Genomic DNA, 16,017 nt, shown 5'->3' on the forward strand with positions numbered 1-16,017 from the left:
TTTATTCAATAACATAATAAAACCTGAACTAAGACAAACTATGTCGCACCAAGCTAGTGCTTTTAGCATTTTTTTGGCATGATCAGGCTTTATAGTTTTGAATAATGATAAATGGAACAAATGCGTTGGTTAGAACTACTATCTGCAGTTCGTTTAGGTAGTAAAAAAAGCAGTACAGAGCTGGCTCGAAGCCCATTTCATAAAGATTATGACCGCATTATATTTTCACAAAGTTTTCGTCAGTTAAACCGCAAGACTCAAGTTCATCCTTTAGCACAGCATGATGGCATTCATACCCGTTTAACTCACTCGCTTGAAGTTTCCTGTATTGGCCGTTCCATGGGCATGCTGGCAGCCGAAAAAATTAAAGATGAATTGCCTGTCTGGATTTCTCCCGCCGATGTCGGCGCAATTATTCAAGCGGCCTGCCTTGCTCATGATATTGGCAACCCACCCTTCGGGCATGCAGGTGAATATGCAATTCGTGAATGGTTTGACGATGCCTCACATAATGATTTTTTAAAAAAATTAACTCCTGAAGAAGAAGCCGATGTCCGTCAGTTTGAAGGCAACGCCCAAGGATTACGCCTATTAACCCGTATTGACTATCATCCAGATGATGGAGGCATGCGTTTAACTTACGCAACCTTAGGCGCTTATTTAAAATATCCTTGGCTTTCAAAAACAATCGCGTCTCAAGGTGATCGTCCATCACACCAACGAGCGAAATTTGGTTGTTATCAATCTGAAAAAGAAATTTTAAAACAAATTGCTGAGCAGCTCGGACTTATTCAATTAGGTGAATATCACTACTGCCGTCATCCACTTACCTATTTGTTAGAAGCTGCCGATGATATTTGCTATGCTCTCATCGATTTAGAAGATGGCATTATTCTAAATATGCTGAATTACCAAGAGGTTGAACCGATTTTTCTCAACTTGATTGCAGATTATGGTCAACCTGAAGAGCTATCACTTCCAAGCAGTACATGGCAACAAAAAATTTCGGCATTGCGTGGTCGTGTTATGAAGCGTCTGGTTGATGAAGTCACTACAGCTTTTGCCAAACATCATTATGAAATTATTACTGGTCAGCTCAAAGGTAGTCTTTTACAGTACTGTTCGCCTGATATTGCGGCAGGTATTGAAACAGCCAAAAATCTGGCACGTGAAAAAATCTTTGAACACCCACAAAAGTCTGGTTTAGAAATTATTGCTCACCAAAGTTTGCAAACTATTCTTGATGCATTTGTTCCCTTAACGATGCCGCATAAATCTTTAAGCTTTAAAGAACAGCGCTTGATGTCTATTCTTAATTTGTACGGTGCTCGCTTTAGTAATAACCACTACAGCAATATCATGCAGGTACTCGATATTATCAGTAAGTTTTCAGATCATCAGGCTTATAGCTTGGCTCAAGAGCTACAAGGTAATAAAATCGGCTTGTTTTAAGCTGCCTTAATATAGAAAGAAATACAGCTAGTGTCGTTTTAATACATTTAGAACGACCAGATTTACAGTTATGAATAAGTGAAATTACGCTATGATCGGATGTTTAATTGGCGAAGTGTTTGCCCTAGAAGCCCCAACTGTCTTACTGAATGTAAATGGTGTGGGCTATGAAATTGATACACCACTTTCAACATTTTGCCAATTACAAAAAGGCCAGAAAGTTACGCTATGGACGCATTTGGTCGTCCGTGAAGATGCTCAGCAGCTTTATGGTTTTAGTGATGCTCAAGAGAAAACTATTTTCCGTACCTTACTAAAAGTAAATGGTGTGGGCCCGAAAATGGCATTAGGTATTCTTTCTACGTTAAGTGTTGAATTGCTGGTACACACAATTGAACATGACGATGTGAATACTTTGGTTAAAGTTCCGGGGGTAGGCAAAAAAACAGCTGAACGTTTAATGATTGAACTTCGTGACCGTTTTAAAACTTTGGCACAAGGAACTTCTAGCGCTGCCGCCCTGCCTCAGATTCAATTTGTTTCGAACTCACCTGTTGCAGAAGCAGAAGCAGCCTTACAGTCACTAGGTTATAAACCTCTTGAGGCACAAAAAGCTGTTGCGGCGGTTAAAGCCGATTACACTGAATCAGCCGATATTATTCGTGCTGCACTTAAATCAATGATGAAGTAAACACACCTATGCAAGACCGTCTAATCAGTGGAACAGAAAAACCTGAAGATCATTTTGATCGGGCTATTCGACCGACTTCACTTGCCGATTATATCGGGCAACCAGTCGTACGCGAGCAAATGGAAATTTTCATCGGTGCGGCTCGTGGTCGTGGTGAAGCACTCGATCACACACTGATTTTTGGTCCACCGGGCTTAGGAAAAACCACGCTTGCCAATATTATTGCGCGTGAAATGGGTGGCAATCTCAAATCCACTTCAGGGCCTGTTTTAGAGCGTGCGGGTGATTTGGCTGCAATGCTGACTAACCTTGAAGAAGGCGATGTTTTATTTATTGATGAAATTCATCGTCTTTCACCAGTGATTGAAGAAATTCTGTATCCGGCAATGGAAGATTACCAACTCGATATCATGATTGGTGAAGGCCCTGCTGCCCGTTCAATTAAACTAGATTTACCCCCTTTTACACTTGTTGCTGCGACCACACGTGCAGGCTTGTTGACCTCACCACTACGTGACCGTTTCGGTATTGTGCAACGTCTTGAATTCTATTCTGTAGAAGACTTAACTCACATCGTGTCACGATCTGCAAACCTCATGGATGTACCCATTACAGTTGAGGGTGCAGAAGAAGTTGCACGCCGTTCACGCGGAACACCGCGTATTGCCAATCGTTTATTACGCCGTGTACGTGACTATGCACAAGTAAAAGGTACAGGCGAAGTTAACCATGAAATGGCTCAACGTGCGCTTGATATGCTTAATGTCGATAAAGCTGGTTTAGATACCTTAGACCGACGTTATTTAAGTATGTTGTTAGAACGTTTTGATGGTGGACCTGCTGGTGTTGAAGCCCTTGCAGCTGCTATGGCTGAAGATAGCGGAACACTTGAAGATGTTATTGAACCTTATTTAATTCAGCAAGGTTATGTTATGCGTACTGCACGAGGTCGCATTGCAACCAACCAATCTTATTTACAGTTTGGCATGACGCCACCTGAACCTAAAAACTAACCAAAGGAAGAGAATTTTCTCTTCCTTTTTTTATTTAACTATTCTTTTTAACTCAAATAAAAATTGTCTTATCAATAAATTAGCCACTCTATACCTTTTAAGTCTTTCTTTATACCTTATTGATTTTTTAATATTTTTAAAAACTAAATTATAAGAAATCTAGATATTAAATCTTCTGAACAATAATATTTTTAGGATAAGGATATGTACAAAAAAGCTGCTTTAATTTTTCCACTTGCCCTAATAAGTCAATTGAGCCTAGCGGATTGGGTAAAAGATGCTACACAACAAAATGAAAATCAGGTCATTCAATTAAGACAACACATCCATGAGTACCCTGAACTAGGCAATATGGAATTTAAAACATCTGCATTGGTTCAAAAAGAATTAAAGTCTTATGGCATTCAAGTCAAAACAGGTTATGCAAAAACAGGGGTAATCGGCATTTTAAAAGGGAATAACTCCGGCCCTATTATTGCGCTTAGAGCAGATATGGATGCGCTACCTATGGAAGAAAAAAGTGGTGTGCCATTTGCCAGTAAACAAAAAGCAATTTATCAAGGTAAAGAAACTTATGTGATGCATGCTTGTGGACACGATGCGCACACTGCAATGTTATTAGGTGCAGCAAAGATATTGGCGGCCAATAAAGATAAAATATTAGGCACTGTAATTTTTGTATTTCAGCCCGCTGAAGAAGGTGGAGCAGATATCGATAACTTCACGCATGGTGATCAAATCGGCTCAAGAAAAATGATTGCGGATGGTGCATTTAAAGACTACAAACCAGAAGCCATTTTTGGCATGCATGTCATGTCTGGCATGAAAAGCGGACATCTATATTATAAAGATGGTGCTATTTTAAACAGTGCCGATCACTTACGGATTCAAGTTAACGGTAAACAGGTTCATGGCTCAACCCCTTGGTTAGGCAGAGATCCAATTTATGCATCAGCTCAAATGATTAATAATTTACAAAGTCTTATTAGCCGAAGAACCGACCTAACCCAAGGTATGGGCGTTATTAGTATTGGCAATATTCAAGGCGGTACAGCTGGAAATGTGATTCCTGAACAGGTCAATATGATCGGTACTATTCGATCTAACAACGAACAGATCCGAGAAAGTATCCTAAAAAACTTACCAACTCTGGTGGAACATAACGCTCAAGCTAATAATGTAACAGCAAAAGTTGAAATTGCGCCTTATGCTCCAGTAACCATGAATAATAAAGCTCTTACTCAACTTACCCAGCCAACATTAGCCAAAACTGTTGGAGATTCGAATCTTCATGTTTTGGACCATAATGCAAGTGCAAGTGAAGATTTTGCCTATTATGGGAAATTAATGCCCTCTTTCTTCGTTTTCTTAGGAGCAACACCTGAAAATCAGGACTTAAGCCAAGCTGCACCAAATCACAACCCTTCTTTTATAGTAGATGATAAGGCCTTAAAGACAGGAACCGAGCTACATATAAGATTCGTTTTAGACTATCCGGATATCGCTAAACAAGTTCAGGCTGCATGGAAACAGTCTTAACTTAACAATATGCTCACCATAGAGTGTTCCGTTTTAAAGAAGAAAGACAGCAGTCGCGATTGAAAGGTTGTGCCATAGGACTTAGTATGCAATCTGCTAAACTGCCCCGTATTTAAAAGCAGATGTATGGCTTTGGATAGAACTGATATTTTATTCAACAGTCATATTTTAAATATAAAGCTCTATAGTGAACTAAAACGGAATACTCTCATGGCGAATCATTTTGAATTCAACATTCGTGTTTATATTGAAGATACGGACGCAGGTGGTATTGTTTACCATGCCAACCACATTCGCTATATGGAACGTACCCGTACAGAATGGCTCCGCGCTGCTGGCGTTGACCATTACTGGCATCAAAAAGACTACAACTTTGTAGTATATAAAATTGACGTAAAATATATGCGTCCTATTTTAATGGATGACTTAATTACTGTTACAGCACGTGTAGTTTCATGTAAAGCTGCGTCATTTGTGTTGCAACAAAATATTTATCGTGGTGAAATCTTGCTTGCTTCTGGTGAGGTTGAGTTGGCATGTTTAAGTAAAGATCTAATGCCACGTCGTCTTCCGGAAGAAATACGTGATCTTATTCGTAAAGAATTGGAACAAGACTAAAAAAACAACCGGCATATGTAACTATGGCAACAAACATTGAATCAACCCTGCATATTTCTGACCTTATTTTACAAGCAAGTCCAGTCGTCCAGTTGGTCATGCTGATTTTATTGTTAGCATCAATTTTTAGTTGGTACCTGATTGCCAAGTTACATATGAGTTATAAAAAAGCACGCCAAGATGATGAACATTTCCAAAAAATGTTCTGGTCTGGTGCTGAACTCAATACGCTTTACAACAACGCACAACTCAATTCAAAACGCTCAGGCCTTGAAGATATCTTTTATCAAGGATTGAGTGAGTTTTTTAAACTCAAAAAACGCCAAGCTCCTACCTCACAAATGATCGAAGGAACAGAACGTATTTTACGTGTCGGTTTAAGTCGTGATCAGGGTAGTCTTGAATATGGTTTAGGTACTTTAGCAAGTATCGGTTCTGTTGCCCCATATATCGGTTTATTCGGTACTGTTTGGGGAATCATGAATGCTTTTATTGGTTTGGCTGCTGTTGACCAAGTGACGTTAGCGACAGTTGCGCCAGGTATTGCCGAGGCCCTTATTGCAACTGCAATTGGTCTATTTGCTGCAATTCCTGCGGTATTGGCTTTTAACCACTTTACAGCTAAAAGCGAAAGTGTCTACTCTGATCGTGCATTATTTGCCGAAGAGATGATTGCTTTATTGCAACGTCAATCTGTGGGTTCGTCACAGGAAGATGCATAATGGCCATTCAACGTTCAGGGCGCTTTGAGCGCATAAAAAAACCATTAAAAAGTGACATGAACGTCGTGCCTTATATCGATGTAATGCTGGTACTTTTAGTGATTTTCATGGTGACTGCTCCCATGATTACCAGTGGTATTAAAGTCGATTTACCTCAGGCAAATAATCATCCAATTGAATCAAAAGATATGCCAGCCATGGTCACGATTGGTAAAGATGGCAATATTTATCTTCAATATGAAGATTACAAAGATAATGAGCCACTTTCTCTTGAAAAACTTGAGTCTGTTTTAAGTGAAGCACAAAAACAAGCTGAGCAGGAAAATAAACAACTTACAGTTTTAGTGAATGGTGATAAGACCCGCCCTTATGGAGAAGTCGTATCATTGATGGCAAGTTTACAAGAAGCAGGTTTAACTCAAGTTGGCCTTCTGACAGAGCCTTTAAAATAAGCTATGAATAAAAATCAAAAGCCTCCTTTTAAACAAAATGCAATAGCATTGAGCTTCACCCTTGGAGTTCATGCAATTGCCATTGTTGGCTTGCTTTTTTTAGGCTTGAGTAAACCACCTGAACAACCAAAAAAGCTGACCACTGTTTTAGTTAAACCAGAAGATTTACCACCACCTTTGGCAAAAGAAGTTGAGCAACCAACCGTAGCAGAAAATCAGGCTGAAGAAGTTCTAAGCCCGATTGTGGATGAAACTCTTCCTCAAAATCTTCCAGCTGCCCCTCCTCCTCCAACAGCACAACAACTTGCTGCTCAAAAGCAAAAAGCTGAGCAGGCACAACAAGCAAAATTAGCTGAGGAAAAGCGTAAAGCTGAAGAAGCTGCTAAAGCAAAGCAAGCTGCAGAGCAACAACGTTTAGAGGAAGCACAGAAGCAACAGGCCGAAGCTAAGCGTCAAGCGGAGGCTAAAGCGAGAGCTGAAGCTGAACAAAAACGAAAAGCCGAACAAAATGCAAAAGCTGAGGCCGATGCGAAAGCTAGACAAAAAGCAACTGAGGAAGCTAAACGTAAAGCGGAGACTGAAGCAAGACTAAAACGTGAAGCTCAAAAGGCTGAAAACGCTAAACTTCAAGCACAACAAGAAGCTAAACGAAAAGCTGAATCAGATGCTAAGGCTAAGCAACAAGCAGCTGATAACGCGAAACGTAAAGCCGAGGCCGATGCGAAAGCTAAACAGCAAAAAGCAGCTGAAGATGCTAAACGTAAAGCTGAGGCTGATGCAAAAGCCAAGCAGCAAAAAGCAGCTGAAGATGCTAAGCGCAAAGCTGAGGCCGATGCGAAAGCTAAACAGCAAAAAGCGGCTGAAGATGCTAAACGCAAAGCTGAGGCCGATGCGAAAGCTAAACAGCAAAAAGCAGCAGAAGACGCTAAACGTAAAGCTGAGGCTGATGCAAAAGCCAAACAACAAAAAGCAGCAGAAGATGCTAGACGTAAAGCCGAAATTGAGGCCGAAGAAAAAGCTGCCTCTGCTAAAAAAGCTCAAGAAGAAGCTGCCCAGAAAAAAGGTGAAGCTAAAAAAATTGCATCTTCGGCTAAACGTGATTTTGAGCAGAAAATTCGTCGTGCTTGGGATGTTCCTACAGGAAGCAGTGGTAAAACTGTTAGCGTTAGATTTACCCTGTCTGACTCAGGTAGTGTTAGCTCGATTGTTATTACACGGTCAAGTGGAGATGATGCATTGGATGCAAGTATCAAAGCTGCAATTCAGGCGTCTGCTCCCTACCCAATGCCATCGGATCCTGATGCAAGACGAGAAGCGCGAAACGTTACCTCTACTTTCAGAGCACAATAATTTTGTAAGAGTTACATGCTTTAAATAGTTTGAAGCATGTAACTATGCTACAAAATCACCAGTCACAAAAATACCTTCAATGACTTTAAACCTATGAAAACGAGCCGCAAACACCTTCTAGCCTTAACGCTACTTACAGCATTAAGTCCTCTTGCACCAACAGCTGCCTTTGCTCAATTACATTTAGAGATTGCAAAAGCACCTGATCAGGCGCCTAAAATCGCTATTGTGCCTTTTAATAACGACAATGGACTTTATCCTATTGTTGAAACTGACTTGAACCGCTCAGGACGTTTCACAAGTTCATCAAAAAATTTACCTGCGAATGCCGCTATTAACCAGATTCAAGCATCTGATTGGCAAGCTGCGGGTATTCCTTATGTTGTTACTGGACAAATTAAGCAAACAGCTGATGGGTTTGAAGTCCATTACCAACTTTATGATGTACAAAAACAGCAATATCTTCTGAATGAGTTGTTAAATGTTCCTGCTTCACGCATACGTCAAGCAGGACATATGGTAAGTGACGCTATTTATCAGGCCTTAACCGGAATTCCAGGTGATTTTAGTGGTCGTATCGCTTATGTATTACGTAATCCTGCCACTCCTGCTGAACGTTACACCTTACAAATCGCCGATACAGATGGTGAACAACCGAAAACTGTTCTCTCTTCACGTGACCCGATTTTGTCTCCGGCATGGACTCCTGACGCTAAAAAAATTGCTTATGTTTCTTTTGAAACTAAACGTCCAGCCATTTATTTACAAGATCTCTCTACTGGAACACGTGAAGTACTTACGAGTTTTAAAGGCTTAAATGGTGCACCAAGCTTTTCACCAGATGGCAAATCAATGCTATTTACAGCATCGATGAATGGTAACCCTGAAATTTATCAAATGGATTTATCCACTCGCCAAGTCAAACGCATGACAAATGACTCGGGAATTGATACTGAAGCGCGTTACACACCAGATGGAAAAGCTTTTATTTTTACATCTGACCGTGGAGGCTCTCCTCAAATTTATCGCTATGATTTTGGGAATGGCTCAGTAAAACGCTTAACATTTAAAGGGTCATTTAATGCTCGTGGCACTTTAAGTGCAGATGGTAAAAAAATTGCACTCGTGCATCGACCAAGTGGTAGTAACTATAAAGTTGCGATCCAAGATATTAATACAGGCATTGTCAATATTCTTACCCCAACCAGTTTAGATGAATCACCAAGTTTCTCACCAAATGGGCAAATGGTGGTTTATGCAACTCGTGAAGGGAACCGTGGTTTACTGTCTATCATGTCCACTGATGGTCGTTTCCGTATGAATTTACCGAGTGAGCAAGGTGAAGTACGTGAACCAGCCTGGGCACCTAAATAACTTTTTATTCCATTGATGGAGATGATGATGAAATCAATTAAATATTTGGCCTTTCCTCTACTTAGTGCAGCACTTGTCATGACAGGTTGTGCAAGTCGTAAGCCAGCAACAACGACAACTACAGGTACAACTAACCCAAGCACAGTAAATACGACAGGCTTAAGTGAAGATGCTGCATTAAATGCTCAAAATCTAGCAGGTGCTTCTTCAAAAGGTGTAACTGAGGCAAACAAGGCTGCCCTAGCGAAACGCGTCGTTCACTTCGATTATGACAGTAGTGATTTATCTACTGAAGATTACCAAACACTTCAGGCTCATGCTCAGTTCCTCATGGCAAATGCAAACTCAAAAGTTGCATTAACTGGTCATACAGACGAGCGCGGTACACGCGAATACAACATGGCCTTGGGTGAGCGCCGTGCAAAAGCAGTTCAGAATTATCTTATTACCAGTGGTGTAAATCCTCAGCAACTTGAAGCTGTAAGTTATGGTAAAGAAGCGCCTGTTAATCCTGGCCATGATGAATCAGCTTGGAAAGAAAACCGCCGCGTTGAAATTAACTATGAAGCGGTTCCTCCTCTATTAAAATAAAACATCCCAAAAAATAAACGCCCAAATATGGGCGTTTATTTTTACATTCTTACTTTAAGAAGATTTGTTTTGCTCTTCTTCTGAATGTTGCATTGACTCAATCAAATCATGCTTATTAAAAGCTTTATATTCAGGTTTTGCCTCATAATCTTTCCAAGCTTCCTGAACACTTTCTTTCGAAATTTCTTCTAAATTGATTGGTTCACCTGCTGTTGGGGTCGCATCAAACTTCTTAGTTGTCATTTCGATTCTCCTAAATCTACATTCCTTTGTTATGCAAACAACATACCACGTAAAATGGGGCTTGTAAGCATAAATGCAACACAAATAAAGTAAGATAATTTTTATTTTTCGGCATTCTCATCTAGAATATGCCACGTATTTATCTGACTCATTTTGATGCTTGCGCACAGGAGCGTTTTTTTATGTCCAACCTCACATTGTCCCAATTTTTACAACAAGAAAAAGGGAATCTTACACCTGAGTTGGCTCAAGTCATCGACACAATTGCTGCGACTTGTAAAACCATTGATCAAGCCTTACAAAAAGGTGCCTTGGCTGGAATTTTGGGTAGCGCAGGTAACGAAAATGTTCAAGGTGAAACACAGAAAAAACTTGATGTGATTTCTAATGACTATTTAATCGATGCTTTAAAAGTCCATCCTCACGTCGGTGGTCTTGCATCTGAAGAACTTGATGATTTTACACCAGCACAAGAAAACGGCGAATACTTAGTTCTATTTGATCCATTAGATGGTTCAAGCAACATTGATATCAACATGTGTGTCGGAACAATCTTCTCGATTCTTCCTGCCAAAAATGCGGTTACACAAGCACAAGATTTCATGCAGGCAGGCACTCAACAAGTTGCTGCTGGCTATGTGTTATATGGCCCATCAACTATGATGGCTTTAACAGTTGGAAACGGTGTAGCTTTCTTTACGTTAGACCCAGAAACACAAACATTCTTACTTACTACAGAGAATGTTCAAGTGTCAGCAGATACTCAAGAATTTGCTATTAATGCATCTAACCAACGCCATTGGGAACAACCAGTAAAACAATATATTGAAGAGTTACTTGCAGGTAAAACATCTGTACGTGAAAAAGACTTCAATATGCGTTGGGTCGCATGTATGGTGGGTGATGTTCACCGTATTTTATGCCGTGGCGGTATTTTCCTTTACCCATATGACTTAAAAGACCCGAAAAAAGCTGGTCGTTTACGTTTAATGTATGAAGCTAACCCAATGAGTATGCTCATTGAACAAGCAGGCGGCGCATCAACTACTGGCCGTGTACGCATTCTAGAGATTGAACCTACAGAACTTCATCAACGTGTTCCTGTGATTATCGGTTCTAAGAATGAAGTTGAACGCGTAACAAGCTATCATTAATAATTTAAATTACACAGGGCGTCATAGTATGATGACGCCCTTTTGGATATTTCCTTATGGCGGTTATTTTTTTAGAATCAAAAGACAATGCAAAAATTAAACATTTGCGTGGTTTAATTGAACTCAATAGCGCCCGAAAAAAGCATCAACAAACAGTTCTTGAAGGTACCCACCTTTGTCTAGCTTGGTTACAACAACAGAAAAAACTCTTTTCATTGTTTACGACTGAACAAGCCTTAGAACATCCCGATTTAAAGAAAATCATTGAACTTCACCAAGGTCATGTCTTTATTATTAGCGAAGTTTTATATAAAGACTTAAGTACTTTAGGTAATACTCTTCCTTGCTTGGGTATTATCGATTTACCGAAAACTGCATCAACCATTGACTATAGCGTAGATACGTTAATTCTAGAAAATGTACAAGATCCAGGTAACGTAGGTACATTGTTACGTTCAGCGGCAGCAGCAAATATAAAACAGATTATTTGCACACAAGGTTCTGCCTCACTTTGGTCTCCACGAGTTTTAAGAGCAGGTATGGGGGCACATTTTAGCCTGTCTTGTTTTGAAAACTTTCAATTGACCGATATTCTTCCTAAATTTGATATTCCTGTTTTCGTTACAAGCTCTCATCGCTCGACTAGTCTTTATTCAAAAGACCTTTCAAAACCATGTGTTTGGATTTTAGGCAATGAAGGACAAGGTGCAAGTGATTATGCTTTAGAACATGCACAATCAGTGACTATACCGCAGCCAGGTGGTCAAGAGTCATTAAATGTAGCAATTGCAGGATCAATTTGTTTTTTTGAAATGGTTCGCCAACGCCAATAAAACGTTAATTTATTTTACATCGCTCATATTTGTGAAAAAAATCATTTACACTACTAAAAAATAGCCGATTGTTGTCAACCTCCCACCTCTTTTCAACGTTATATAAGAGATATATTGAAGATAAGGTGGGTACGTCCAATGACAGGATTTTCCATCTCCATGGATTTAGCACCGAAAAAGTCTCGATCGGAAACATCTAGTGCTCATGCCAGCACGGCTGAGCAACGCCTAAAGGTTTTCATGCAAGATGTTACTGGTCGTGCTTTAGTGATGATGGAAAGTGCTACCCAAGGTCAACAAGGCATTGCTATGGACTTGGTTCAAGAAGCATTTATTGCTTTACACAAGTCTTACGCCGATCGAAGTACTGAAGAATGGTATCCCCTATTTTATACTATTCTAAATAACAAACTTCAGGATTGGCGCCGCAAAGAAGCACGTCGGGCAAACCCATTTTCATTCTTCAAAAAAGTTAGTCTAGACAATGATGATGAAGAAATCATTGATATTGTCGATGAAAAAGCAATCAATCCAGCAGATTTTCTAGATCAAGCAGTGACCATAGAAGAGATTCAGGAAGCGATTGCAAAACTACCTGTTCGTCAACAACAAGCTTTTATGTTACGTGCGTGGGAAGGTTTTGATACCCATACTACAGCGCAAATTATGAACTGTACCGAAGGTAGTGTAAAAACCCATTATCATCGAGCAATTCAGGGACTTAGAGAGTATTTAGCGCATTTAAATCCCATGGGAGGTTCCAATGAATCATGATGATTTCACTAAAAAGGTGACATCCAAACTCGATAGTTTGGCCCATCACCATAAAAATAAAACAGTGGTGATGAATCATGTGCTTGACCATATCCAACAAAAACCAGCCTCTTATTATAGTGTCTGGAAAATGACTGGTTTTGCACTTGCAGCAGCGATTACTGGTTTTGTTATTTTACCAAATTCAGTAGATATGCTTGATAAGCCACAAAATCAAGTCGTTGTAAATCCTAAATTATCGCCACAAATGGTAGAAGATTTAGAAATGCTCATGGTGTTGGGTGAGGATAAAGTTCAACATGGTAGCTAAAAAGTTAGCACTTATCCTTTGTTCATTAAGTTTCTTGCAAACAAGTTTTGCAGGTTTCGAACGTTTCTGGATTTTTTCGAAAGATGCCAATACGCAAGTAGATGATACTTGGAATGCTCTATCTGAAGAAGAGCAACGAGCTGTAATTAAACGTTATCAAAGCTTAAAGGAATTACCATCTAACCAAAGTGCTAACTTGCAACAACGTATGGATTGGTTTAACCAGCTTCCAGATGCAGAAAAGCAAAAAATGCGTGAAGCCTGGCAAAAAATGAGTACACAAGAGCGTAATGATTTACGTCAACGGATGCTCAAAGCAAGTGCTGATGAAAAAACTGCTATACGCGAAGAATATATAAATAAATATTTAGAGCACTAAACCCGTATTTAACATTTATCTATTTAAAAATAAAAAAGTTACTAACAAATAAAAAGCCTCCTAGTGGGGGCTTTTTATTTTTTTCATCACTTACGATAACGTCTATAAGCAATTAAACTTAGTAGTGATACGATAGAAAGAATTCCAATACTTCCGCCACCTCCACCACCACGTGAATCATCAGTTGTGGTTGCTGTACTTACCAACTTAATAGTACCCTCATTTGAGATTTTACCATCAGCATCATATACATAATAAGTTAAGGTATCATTGAAGGTATTAAATACATTACTAGCTTGAATATAAATATTACCACCATAACAGATATTACCACTATCTTCTTTAGGACATGGGCCTTCACGATCTGCTTTAACTACCTTAAAAATACCATCCGTTGAAGTTTTATTTGGTATATAAATTGGTAACTCCACACCTTGATCATTTACCCAAAATTGAGATTTATTCGATTTTGTCCTAAGAGTATTAGTAGGTCCATCCCCTTCATCATTCGCAAATTGTAATAGATTTAAAGGAATGATCTCATTTGCTAAATATTTAAAAGTTACAGTACCCTCACCAGCTACTGGTGGAATATTATCAAATCGAGCTTCTAATAAACCAGATGTTTGCGTAATTCCATCCTTACTACTAATTGTATATTTACAATAGTTGTAGTCACCAGCTTGGGTAATAATATCATCTGAACGATAGAAGATTATTTGTTGGAGAGCAGGGTTCCATTCACAAAATAATCCATCGTCTTTTTTAATGCTTGTAGTTTTATCATCAATCAATCCTGTGCCAACAACTTCAAGGTTAATATTATAATCAGTAGTATTAAAGAACTTTAATAAATGGTTACTATCTTCATTCGGCAAAGGTAAGCCATTAGCTTTCAAATCTATATAGATAGCTCTGTATTTTGCATTTGCTTTGGTTTGATCAAAAAGATTTTTATAATTTGCAGAATCGATTTTTAATACATTTAATAAATATGCATAATCTGGATTTAATATATTTTTCTGAACCGTATCATATTGAGATTGATATTTTGCAAGTAGATCTGTAAGGGAAGTATTCCCTAAACCTTTTATATCACCAGCAGTCAGTTTCATTAGTTCAATTGAACCAATATCACAACTATTACGGTTATTTGGCTGATAGTAGAGCTTACTATCAGCAAGTCGTGATAGGCCTCGTTGATCTATAGAAGTACATGTATCTTTACCTTCTGGGTCTACATCTACTAAATTCTTACCACCAAGATTATTTTTTGGATAGTAAATTGGTAAAAAGCCAGTTTCTGGGGCAGATGCATGTAAAGGTTCAAGCAATAAATTAAAAGCCTGTCCCCCTATATCAACCGTTCGATGCGTAGATGTAAGAGCTTCTGCCGGCAAATCACATTTTCCAGCATCATTCGTTAAATTTAATGCATTAAAGGATAGTATGAAACCAGCATTTTTTAAATCAGTGGCCGGTCCTATAAAATAATGACACGCATAAATTCCAGAATTATAACCAATTAAGTTAAATCTTAATTCTTTACTTCCTAATGTGTCATATAAAAACGTGGTATAAGCATTATTTTCAATAATAGTATTGTTCTTTAAGGTTAAACTACTGTTAGAACTAAGTATGGTCGAAGGATTAGGTGTCCCGTTAGGAGTAGCATCACCAGTAAATTTCAAAATGCTACCATTGATTGTATTTGCAATATTTCGAGCAATTGTATTAATTGTAAAGGTTGCTTTCGGCTCTCCACAGAACTCAAAAGTATTATTGGAACTATTTGAACCATTATTCATAATACTAGAAGAGGTAAATGTTACTTCCCGTTTTGCATACGCTGTACCATTCCAACAACTCATTGAAAGTACACTTCCTGCTGTTGCAGTATTACCTTGAATCAAAGAGTGGGTTGCAGATAAATTAACATTATCGCCACCGAGGAAAATGGCACCGCCTTTAGATGCTTGTGAATTCAAAATTTGGCTATTTAATAAGGTAACATTACCACCTGCATAAATAGCCCCACCAAAATCTGGTACTGAACCATTTTCCAAAATAATGTTTTGAAGGAATAAGGGTTGTTTATTTACTGCCGTATTAAAGATACGTGATTTACCAGCAGCATTAATTCTCGTCTGTAACGGTTGTAATGCTGGATAATCATTGGTTAAAACACTCTTCTCTGACCAATTTTTATCTTGGTCTTTTTCACCAAATCCGTAAATCGCTATATCTGCATTTGGAGTTAGTTCTTTATTTAAGTTATAAGTTCCTGCTTTTAGCTGGATGACCTGACTTTTAGAAGTGTTATAAACTGTACATCCGTAATCAGATCTTCGTGTTTCAGCAACTTTTATCGCCTCCCTTAACGAACAAGCATTAGGGTTTTCACCATCTTCATCTGCAAAAGTTGTTACTTCGATTCTTTGATTAGCTGTATCGGCAAAAAGAGGCATAGCCGCTAGTACAGCTAATGCTAATACTGCTTTTTTATAGTTTTTCATAGTCCT

General features: G+C 38.8%; 17 protein-coding genes. 15 read left to right on the forward strand and 2 right to left on the reverse strand.

The features are described 5' to 3' along the window. Positions 1 to 111 precede the first annotated feature (111 nt). The 10 genes from KNQ97_RS04810 to pal all read left to right on the forward strand — a co-directional run bounded on the left by KNQ97_RS04810 (position 112) and on the right by pal (position 9,802). Positions 112 to 1,452 (forward strand): deoxyguanosinetriphosphate triphosphohydrolase, encoded by a 1,341-nt coding sequence (locus KNQ97_RS04810; RefSeq protein WP_000437078.1) that lies wholly within the window; start codon positions 112 to 114, stop codon positions 1,450 to 1,452. Between the two features lie 91 nt (positions 1,453 to 1,543). Beyond that, positions 1,544 to 2,143 (forward strand): Holliday junction branch migration protein RuvA, encoded by a 600-nt coding sequence (ruvA, locus tag KNQ97_RS04815; RefSeq protein WP_000578663.1) that lies wholly within the window; start codon positions 1,544 to 1,546, stop codon positions 2,141 to 2,143. 8 nt (positions 2,144 to 2,151) lie between these two features. Next, the gene (ruvB, locus tag KNQ97_RS04820) at positions 2,152 to 3,156 is read left to right on the forward strand and encodes a Holliday junction branch migration DNA helicase RuvB (protein WP_001154002.1); all 1,005 of its coding nucleotides are present in this window, start codon (positions 2,152 to 2,154) and stop codon (positions 3,154 to 3,156) included. 204 nt (positions 3,157 to 3,360) lie between these two features. After that, entirely contained in the window at positions 3,361 to 4,695 is a 1,335-nt protein-coding gene (locus KNQ97_RS04825) for a M20 family metallopeptidase (RefSeq protein ID WP_103235793.1), read from the forward strand. Between the two features lie 210 nt (positions 4,696 to 4,905). Beyond that, on the forward strand, positions 4,906 to 5,313 hold the full coding sequence (ybgC, locus tag KNQ97_RS04830) for a tol-pal system-associated acyl-CoA thioesterase (protein ID WP_001273591.1): 408 nt from the start codon (positions 4,906 to 4,908) through the stop codon (positions 5,311 to 5,313). A 23-nt stretch (positions 5,314 to 5,336) separates the two neighbouring features. After that, positions 5,337 to 6,035, forward strand: a complete 699-nt coding sequence (gene tolQ / locus KNQ97_RS04835; RefSeq protein WP_000224630.1) for a protein TolQ — start codon at positions 5,337 to 5,339, stop codon at positions 6,033 to 6,035. Further along, the gene (gene tolR / locus KNQ97_RS04840; protein ID WP_001007562.1) at positions 6,035 to 6,487 is read left to right on the forward strand and encodes a protein TolR; all 453 of its coding nucleotides are present in this window, start codon (positions 6,035 to 6,037) and stop codon (positions 6,485 to 6,487) included. Before tolQ ends, tolR begins: the two co-directional genes overlap by 1 nt. A 3-nt stretch (positions 6,488 to 6,490) precedes the next feature. Further along, positions 6,491 to 7,837 carry a cell envelope integrity protein TolA gene (tolA, locus tag KNQ97_RS04845; RefSeq protein WP_253611936.1) on the forward strand — a complete coding sequence of 449 codons (1,347 nt, stop codon included), beginning with the start codon at positions 6,491 to 6,493 and terminating at the stop codon, positions 7,835 to 7,837. A gap of 93 nt (positions 7,838 to 7,930) precedes the next feature. Beyond that, a complete protein-coding gene (tolB, locus tag KNQ97_RS04850) occupies positions 7,931 to 9,211 on the forward strand; it encodes a Tol-Pal system beta propeller repeat protein TolB (RefSeq protein WP_000858386.1) in 1,281 nt (426 codons plus the stop codon). 27 nt (positions 9,212 to 9,238) lie between these two features. Then, positions 9,239 to 9,802 carry a peptidoglycan-associated lipoprotein Pal gene (pal, locus tag KNQ97_RS04855; protein WP_016653673.1) on the forward strand — a complete coding sequence of 188 codons (564 nt, stop codon included), beginning with the start codon at positions 9,239 to 9,241 and terminating at the stop codon, positions 9,800 to 9,802. A 54-nt stretch (positions 9,803 to 9,856) separates the two neighbouring features. On the opposite strand, the gene KNQ97_RS04860 is transcribed toward pal, so the two are convergent. After that, positions 9,857 to 10,045: an NF038105 family protein gene (locus tag KNQ97_RS04860; protein ID WP_000208542.1), complete on the reverse strand. Its 189-nt coding sequence runs from the start codon at positions 10,043 to 10,045 to the stop codon at positions 9,857 to 9,859. A gap of 182 nt (positions 10,046 to 10,227) precedes the next feature. Here KNQ97_RS04860 and KNQ97_RS04865 point away from each other — a divergent pair, with 182 nt between their 5' ends. The 5 genes from KNQ97_RS04865 (at position 10,228) to KNQ97_RS04885 (ending at position 13,495) form a co-directional block, all read left to right on the forward strand. Then, positions 10,228 to 11,199: a class 1 fructose-bisphosphatase gene (locus KNQ97_RS04865; protein ID WP_000067971.1), complete on the forward strand. Its 972-nt coding sequence runs from the start codon at positions 10,228 to 10,230 to the stop codon at positions 11,197 to 11,199. A gap of 56 nt (positions 11,200 to 11,255) precedes the next feature. Then, entirely contained in the window at positions 11,256 to 12,032 is a 777-nt protein-coding gene (locus tag KNQ97_RS04870) for an RNA methyltransferase (protein WP_000268350.1), read from the forward strand. 159 nt (positions 12,033 to 12,191) lie between these two features. After that, the gene (locus KNQ97_RS04875) at positions 12,192 to 12,806 is read left to right on the forward strand and encodes an RNA polymerase sigma factor (protein WP_000362320.1); all 615 of its coding nucleotides are present in this window, start codon (positions 12,192 to 12,194) and stop codon (positions 12,804 to 12,806) included. Next, complete coding sequence (locus KNQ97_RS04880) at positions 12,796 to 13,116, forward strand: hypothetical protein (protein WP_001015075.1); 321 nt, start codon at positions 12,796 to 12,798, stop codon at positions 13,114 to 13,116. The genes KNQ97_RS04875 and KNQ97_RS04880 overlap by 11 nt, the downstream gene beginning before the upstream one ends. Next, positions 13,106 to 13,495 carry a DUF3106 domain-containing protein gene (locus tag KNQ97_RS04885; RefSeq protein WP_000225916.1) on the forward strand — a complete coding sequence of 130 codons (390 nt, stop codon included), beginning with the start codon at positions 13,106 to 13,108 and terminating at the stop codon, positions 13,493 to 13,495. Before KNQ97_RS04880 ends, KNQ97_RS04885 begins: the two co-directional genes overlap by 11 nt. An 86-nt stretch (positions 13,496 to 13,581) precedes the next feature. Here KNQ97_RS04885 and KNQ97_RS04890 read toward each other — a convergent pair whose 3' ends face one another. After that, the gene (locus KNQ97_RS04890; protein ID WP_103235799.1) at positions 13,582 to 16,011 is read right to left on the reverse strand and encodes a CSLREA domain-containing protein; all 2,430 of its coding nucleotides are present in this window, start codon (positions 16,009 to 16,011) and stop codon (positions 13,582 to 13,584) included. Positions 16,012 to 16,017 lie beyond the last annotated feature (6 nt).

Source organism: Acinetobacter sp. UC24323, assembly GCF_024151445.1.
Lineage (GTDB): Bacteria > Pseudomonadota > Gammaproteobacteria > Pseudomonadales > Moraxellaceae > Acinetobacter > Acinetobacter baumannii.

Excerpts from the sequence above, each read along its gene's own strand:
- KNQ97_RS04810 (WP_000437078.1), top strand. The coding sequence starts at position 112 with ATGGAACAAATGCGTTGGTTAGAACTACTATCTGCAGTTCGTTTAGGT.
- ruvA (WP_000578663.1), top strand. The coding sequence starts at position 1,544 with ATGATCGGATGTTTAATTGGCGAAGTGTTTGCCCTAGAAGCCCCAACT.
- ruvB (WP_001154002.1), top strand. The coding sequence starts at position 2,152 with ATGCAAGACCGTCTAATCAGTGGAACAGAAAAACCTGAAGATCATTTT.
- KNQ97_RS04825 (WP_103235793.1), top strand. The coding sequence starts at position 3,361 with ATGTACAAAAAAGCTGCTTTAATTTTTCCACTTGCCCTAATAAGTCAA.
- ybgC (WP_001273591.1), top strand. The coding sequence starts at position 4,906 with ATGGCGAATCATTTTGAATTCAACATTCGTGTTTATATTGAAGATACG.
- tolQ (WP_000224630.1), top strand. The coding sequence starts at position 5,337 with ATGGCAACAAACATTGAATCAACCCTGCATATTTCTGACCTTATTTTA.
- tolR (WP_001007562.1), top strand. The coding sequence starts at position 6,035 with ATGGCCATTCAACGTTCAGGGCGCTTTGAGCGCATAAAAAAACCATTA.
- tolA (WP_253611936.1), top strand. The coding sequence starts at position 6,491 with ATGAATAAAAATCAAAAGCCTCCTTTTAAACAAAATGCAATAGCATTG.
- tolB (WP_000858386.1), top strand. The coding sequence starts at position 7,931 with ATGAAAACGAGCCGCAAACACCTTCTAGCCTTAACGCTACTTACAGCA.
- pal (WP_016653673.1), top strand. The coding sequence starts at position 9,239 with ATGAAATCAATTAAATATTTGGCCTTTCCTCTACTTAGTGCAGCACTT.
- KNQ97_RS04860 (WP_000208542.1), bottom strand. The coding sequence starts at position 10,045 with ATGACAACTAAGAAGTTTGATGCGACCCCAACAGCAGGTGAACCAATC.
- KNQ97_RS04865 (WP_000067971.1), top strand. The coding sequence starts at position 10,228 with ATGTCCAACCTCACATTGTCCCAATTTTTACAACAAGAAAAAGGGAAT.
- KNQ97_RS04870 (WP_000268350.1), top strand. The coding sequence starts at position 11,256 with ATGGCGGTTATTTTTTTAGAATCAAAAGACAATGCAAAAATTAAACAT.
- KNQ97_RS04875 (WP_000362320.1), top strand. The coding sequence starts at position 12,192 with ATGGATTTAGCACCGAAAAAGTCTCGATCGGAAACATCTAGTGCTCAT.
- KNQ97_RS04880 (WP_001015075.1), top strand. The coding sequence starts at position 12,796 with ATGAATCATGATGATTTCACTAAAAAGGTGACATCCAAACTCGATAGT.
- KNQ97_RS04885 (WP_000225916.1), top strand. The coding sequence starts at position 13,106 with ATGGTAGCTAAAAAGTTAGCACTTATCCTTTGTTCATTAAGTTTCTTG.
- KNQ97_RS04890 (WP_103235799.1), bottom strand. The coding sequence starts at position 16,011 with ATGAAAAACTATAAAAAAGCAGTATTAGCATTAGCTGTACTAGCGGCT.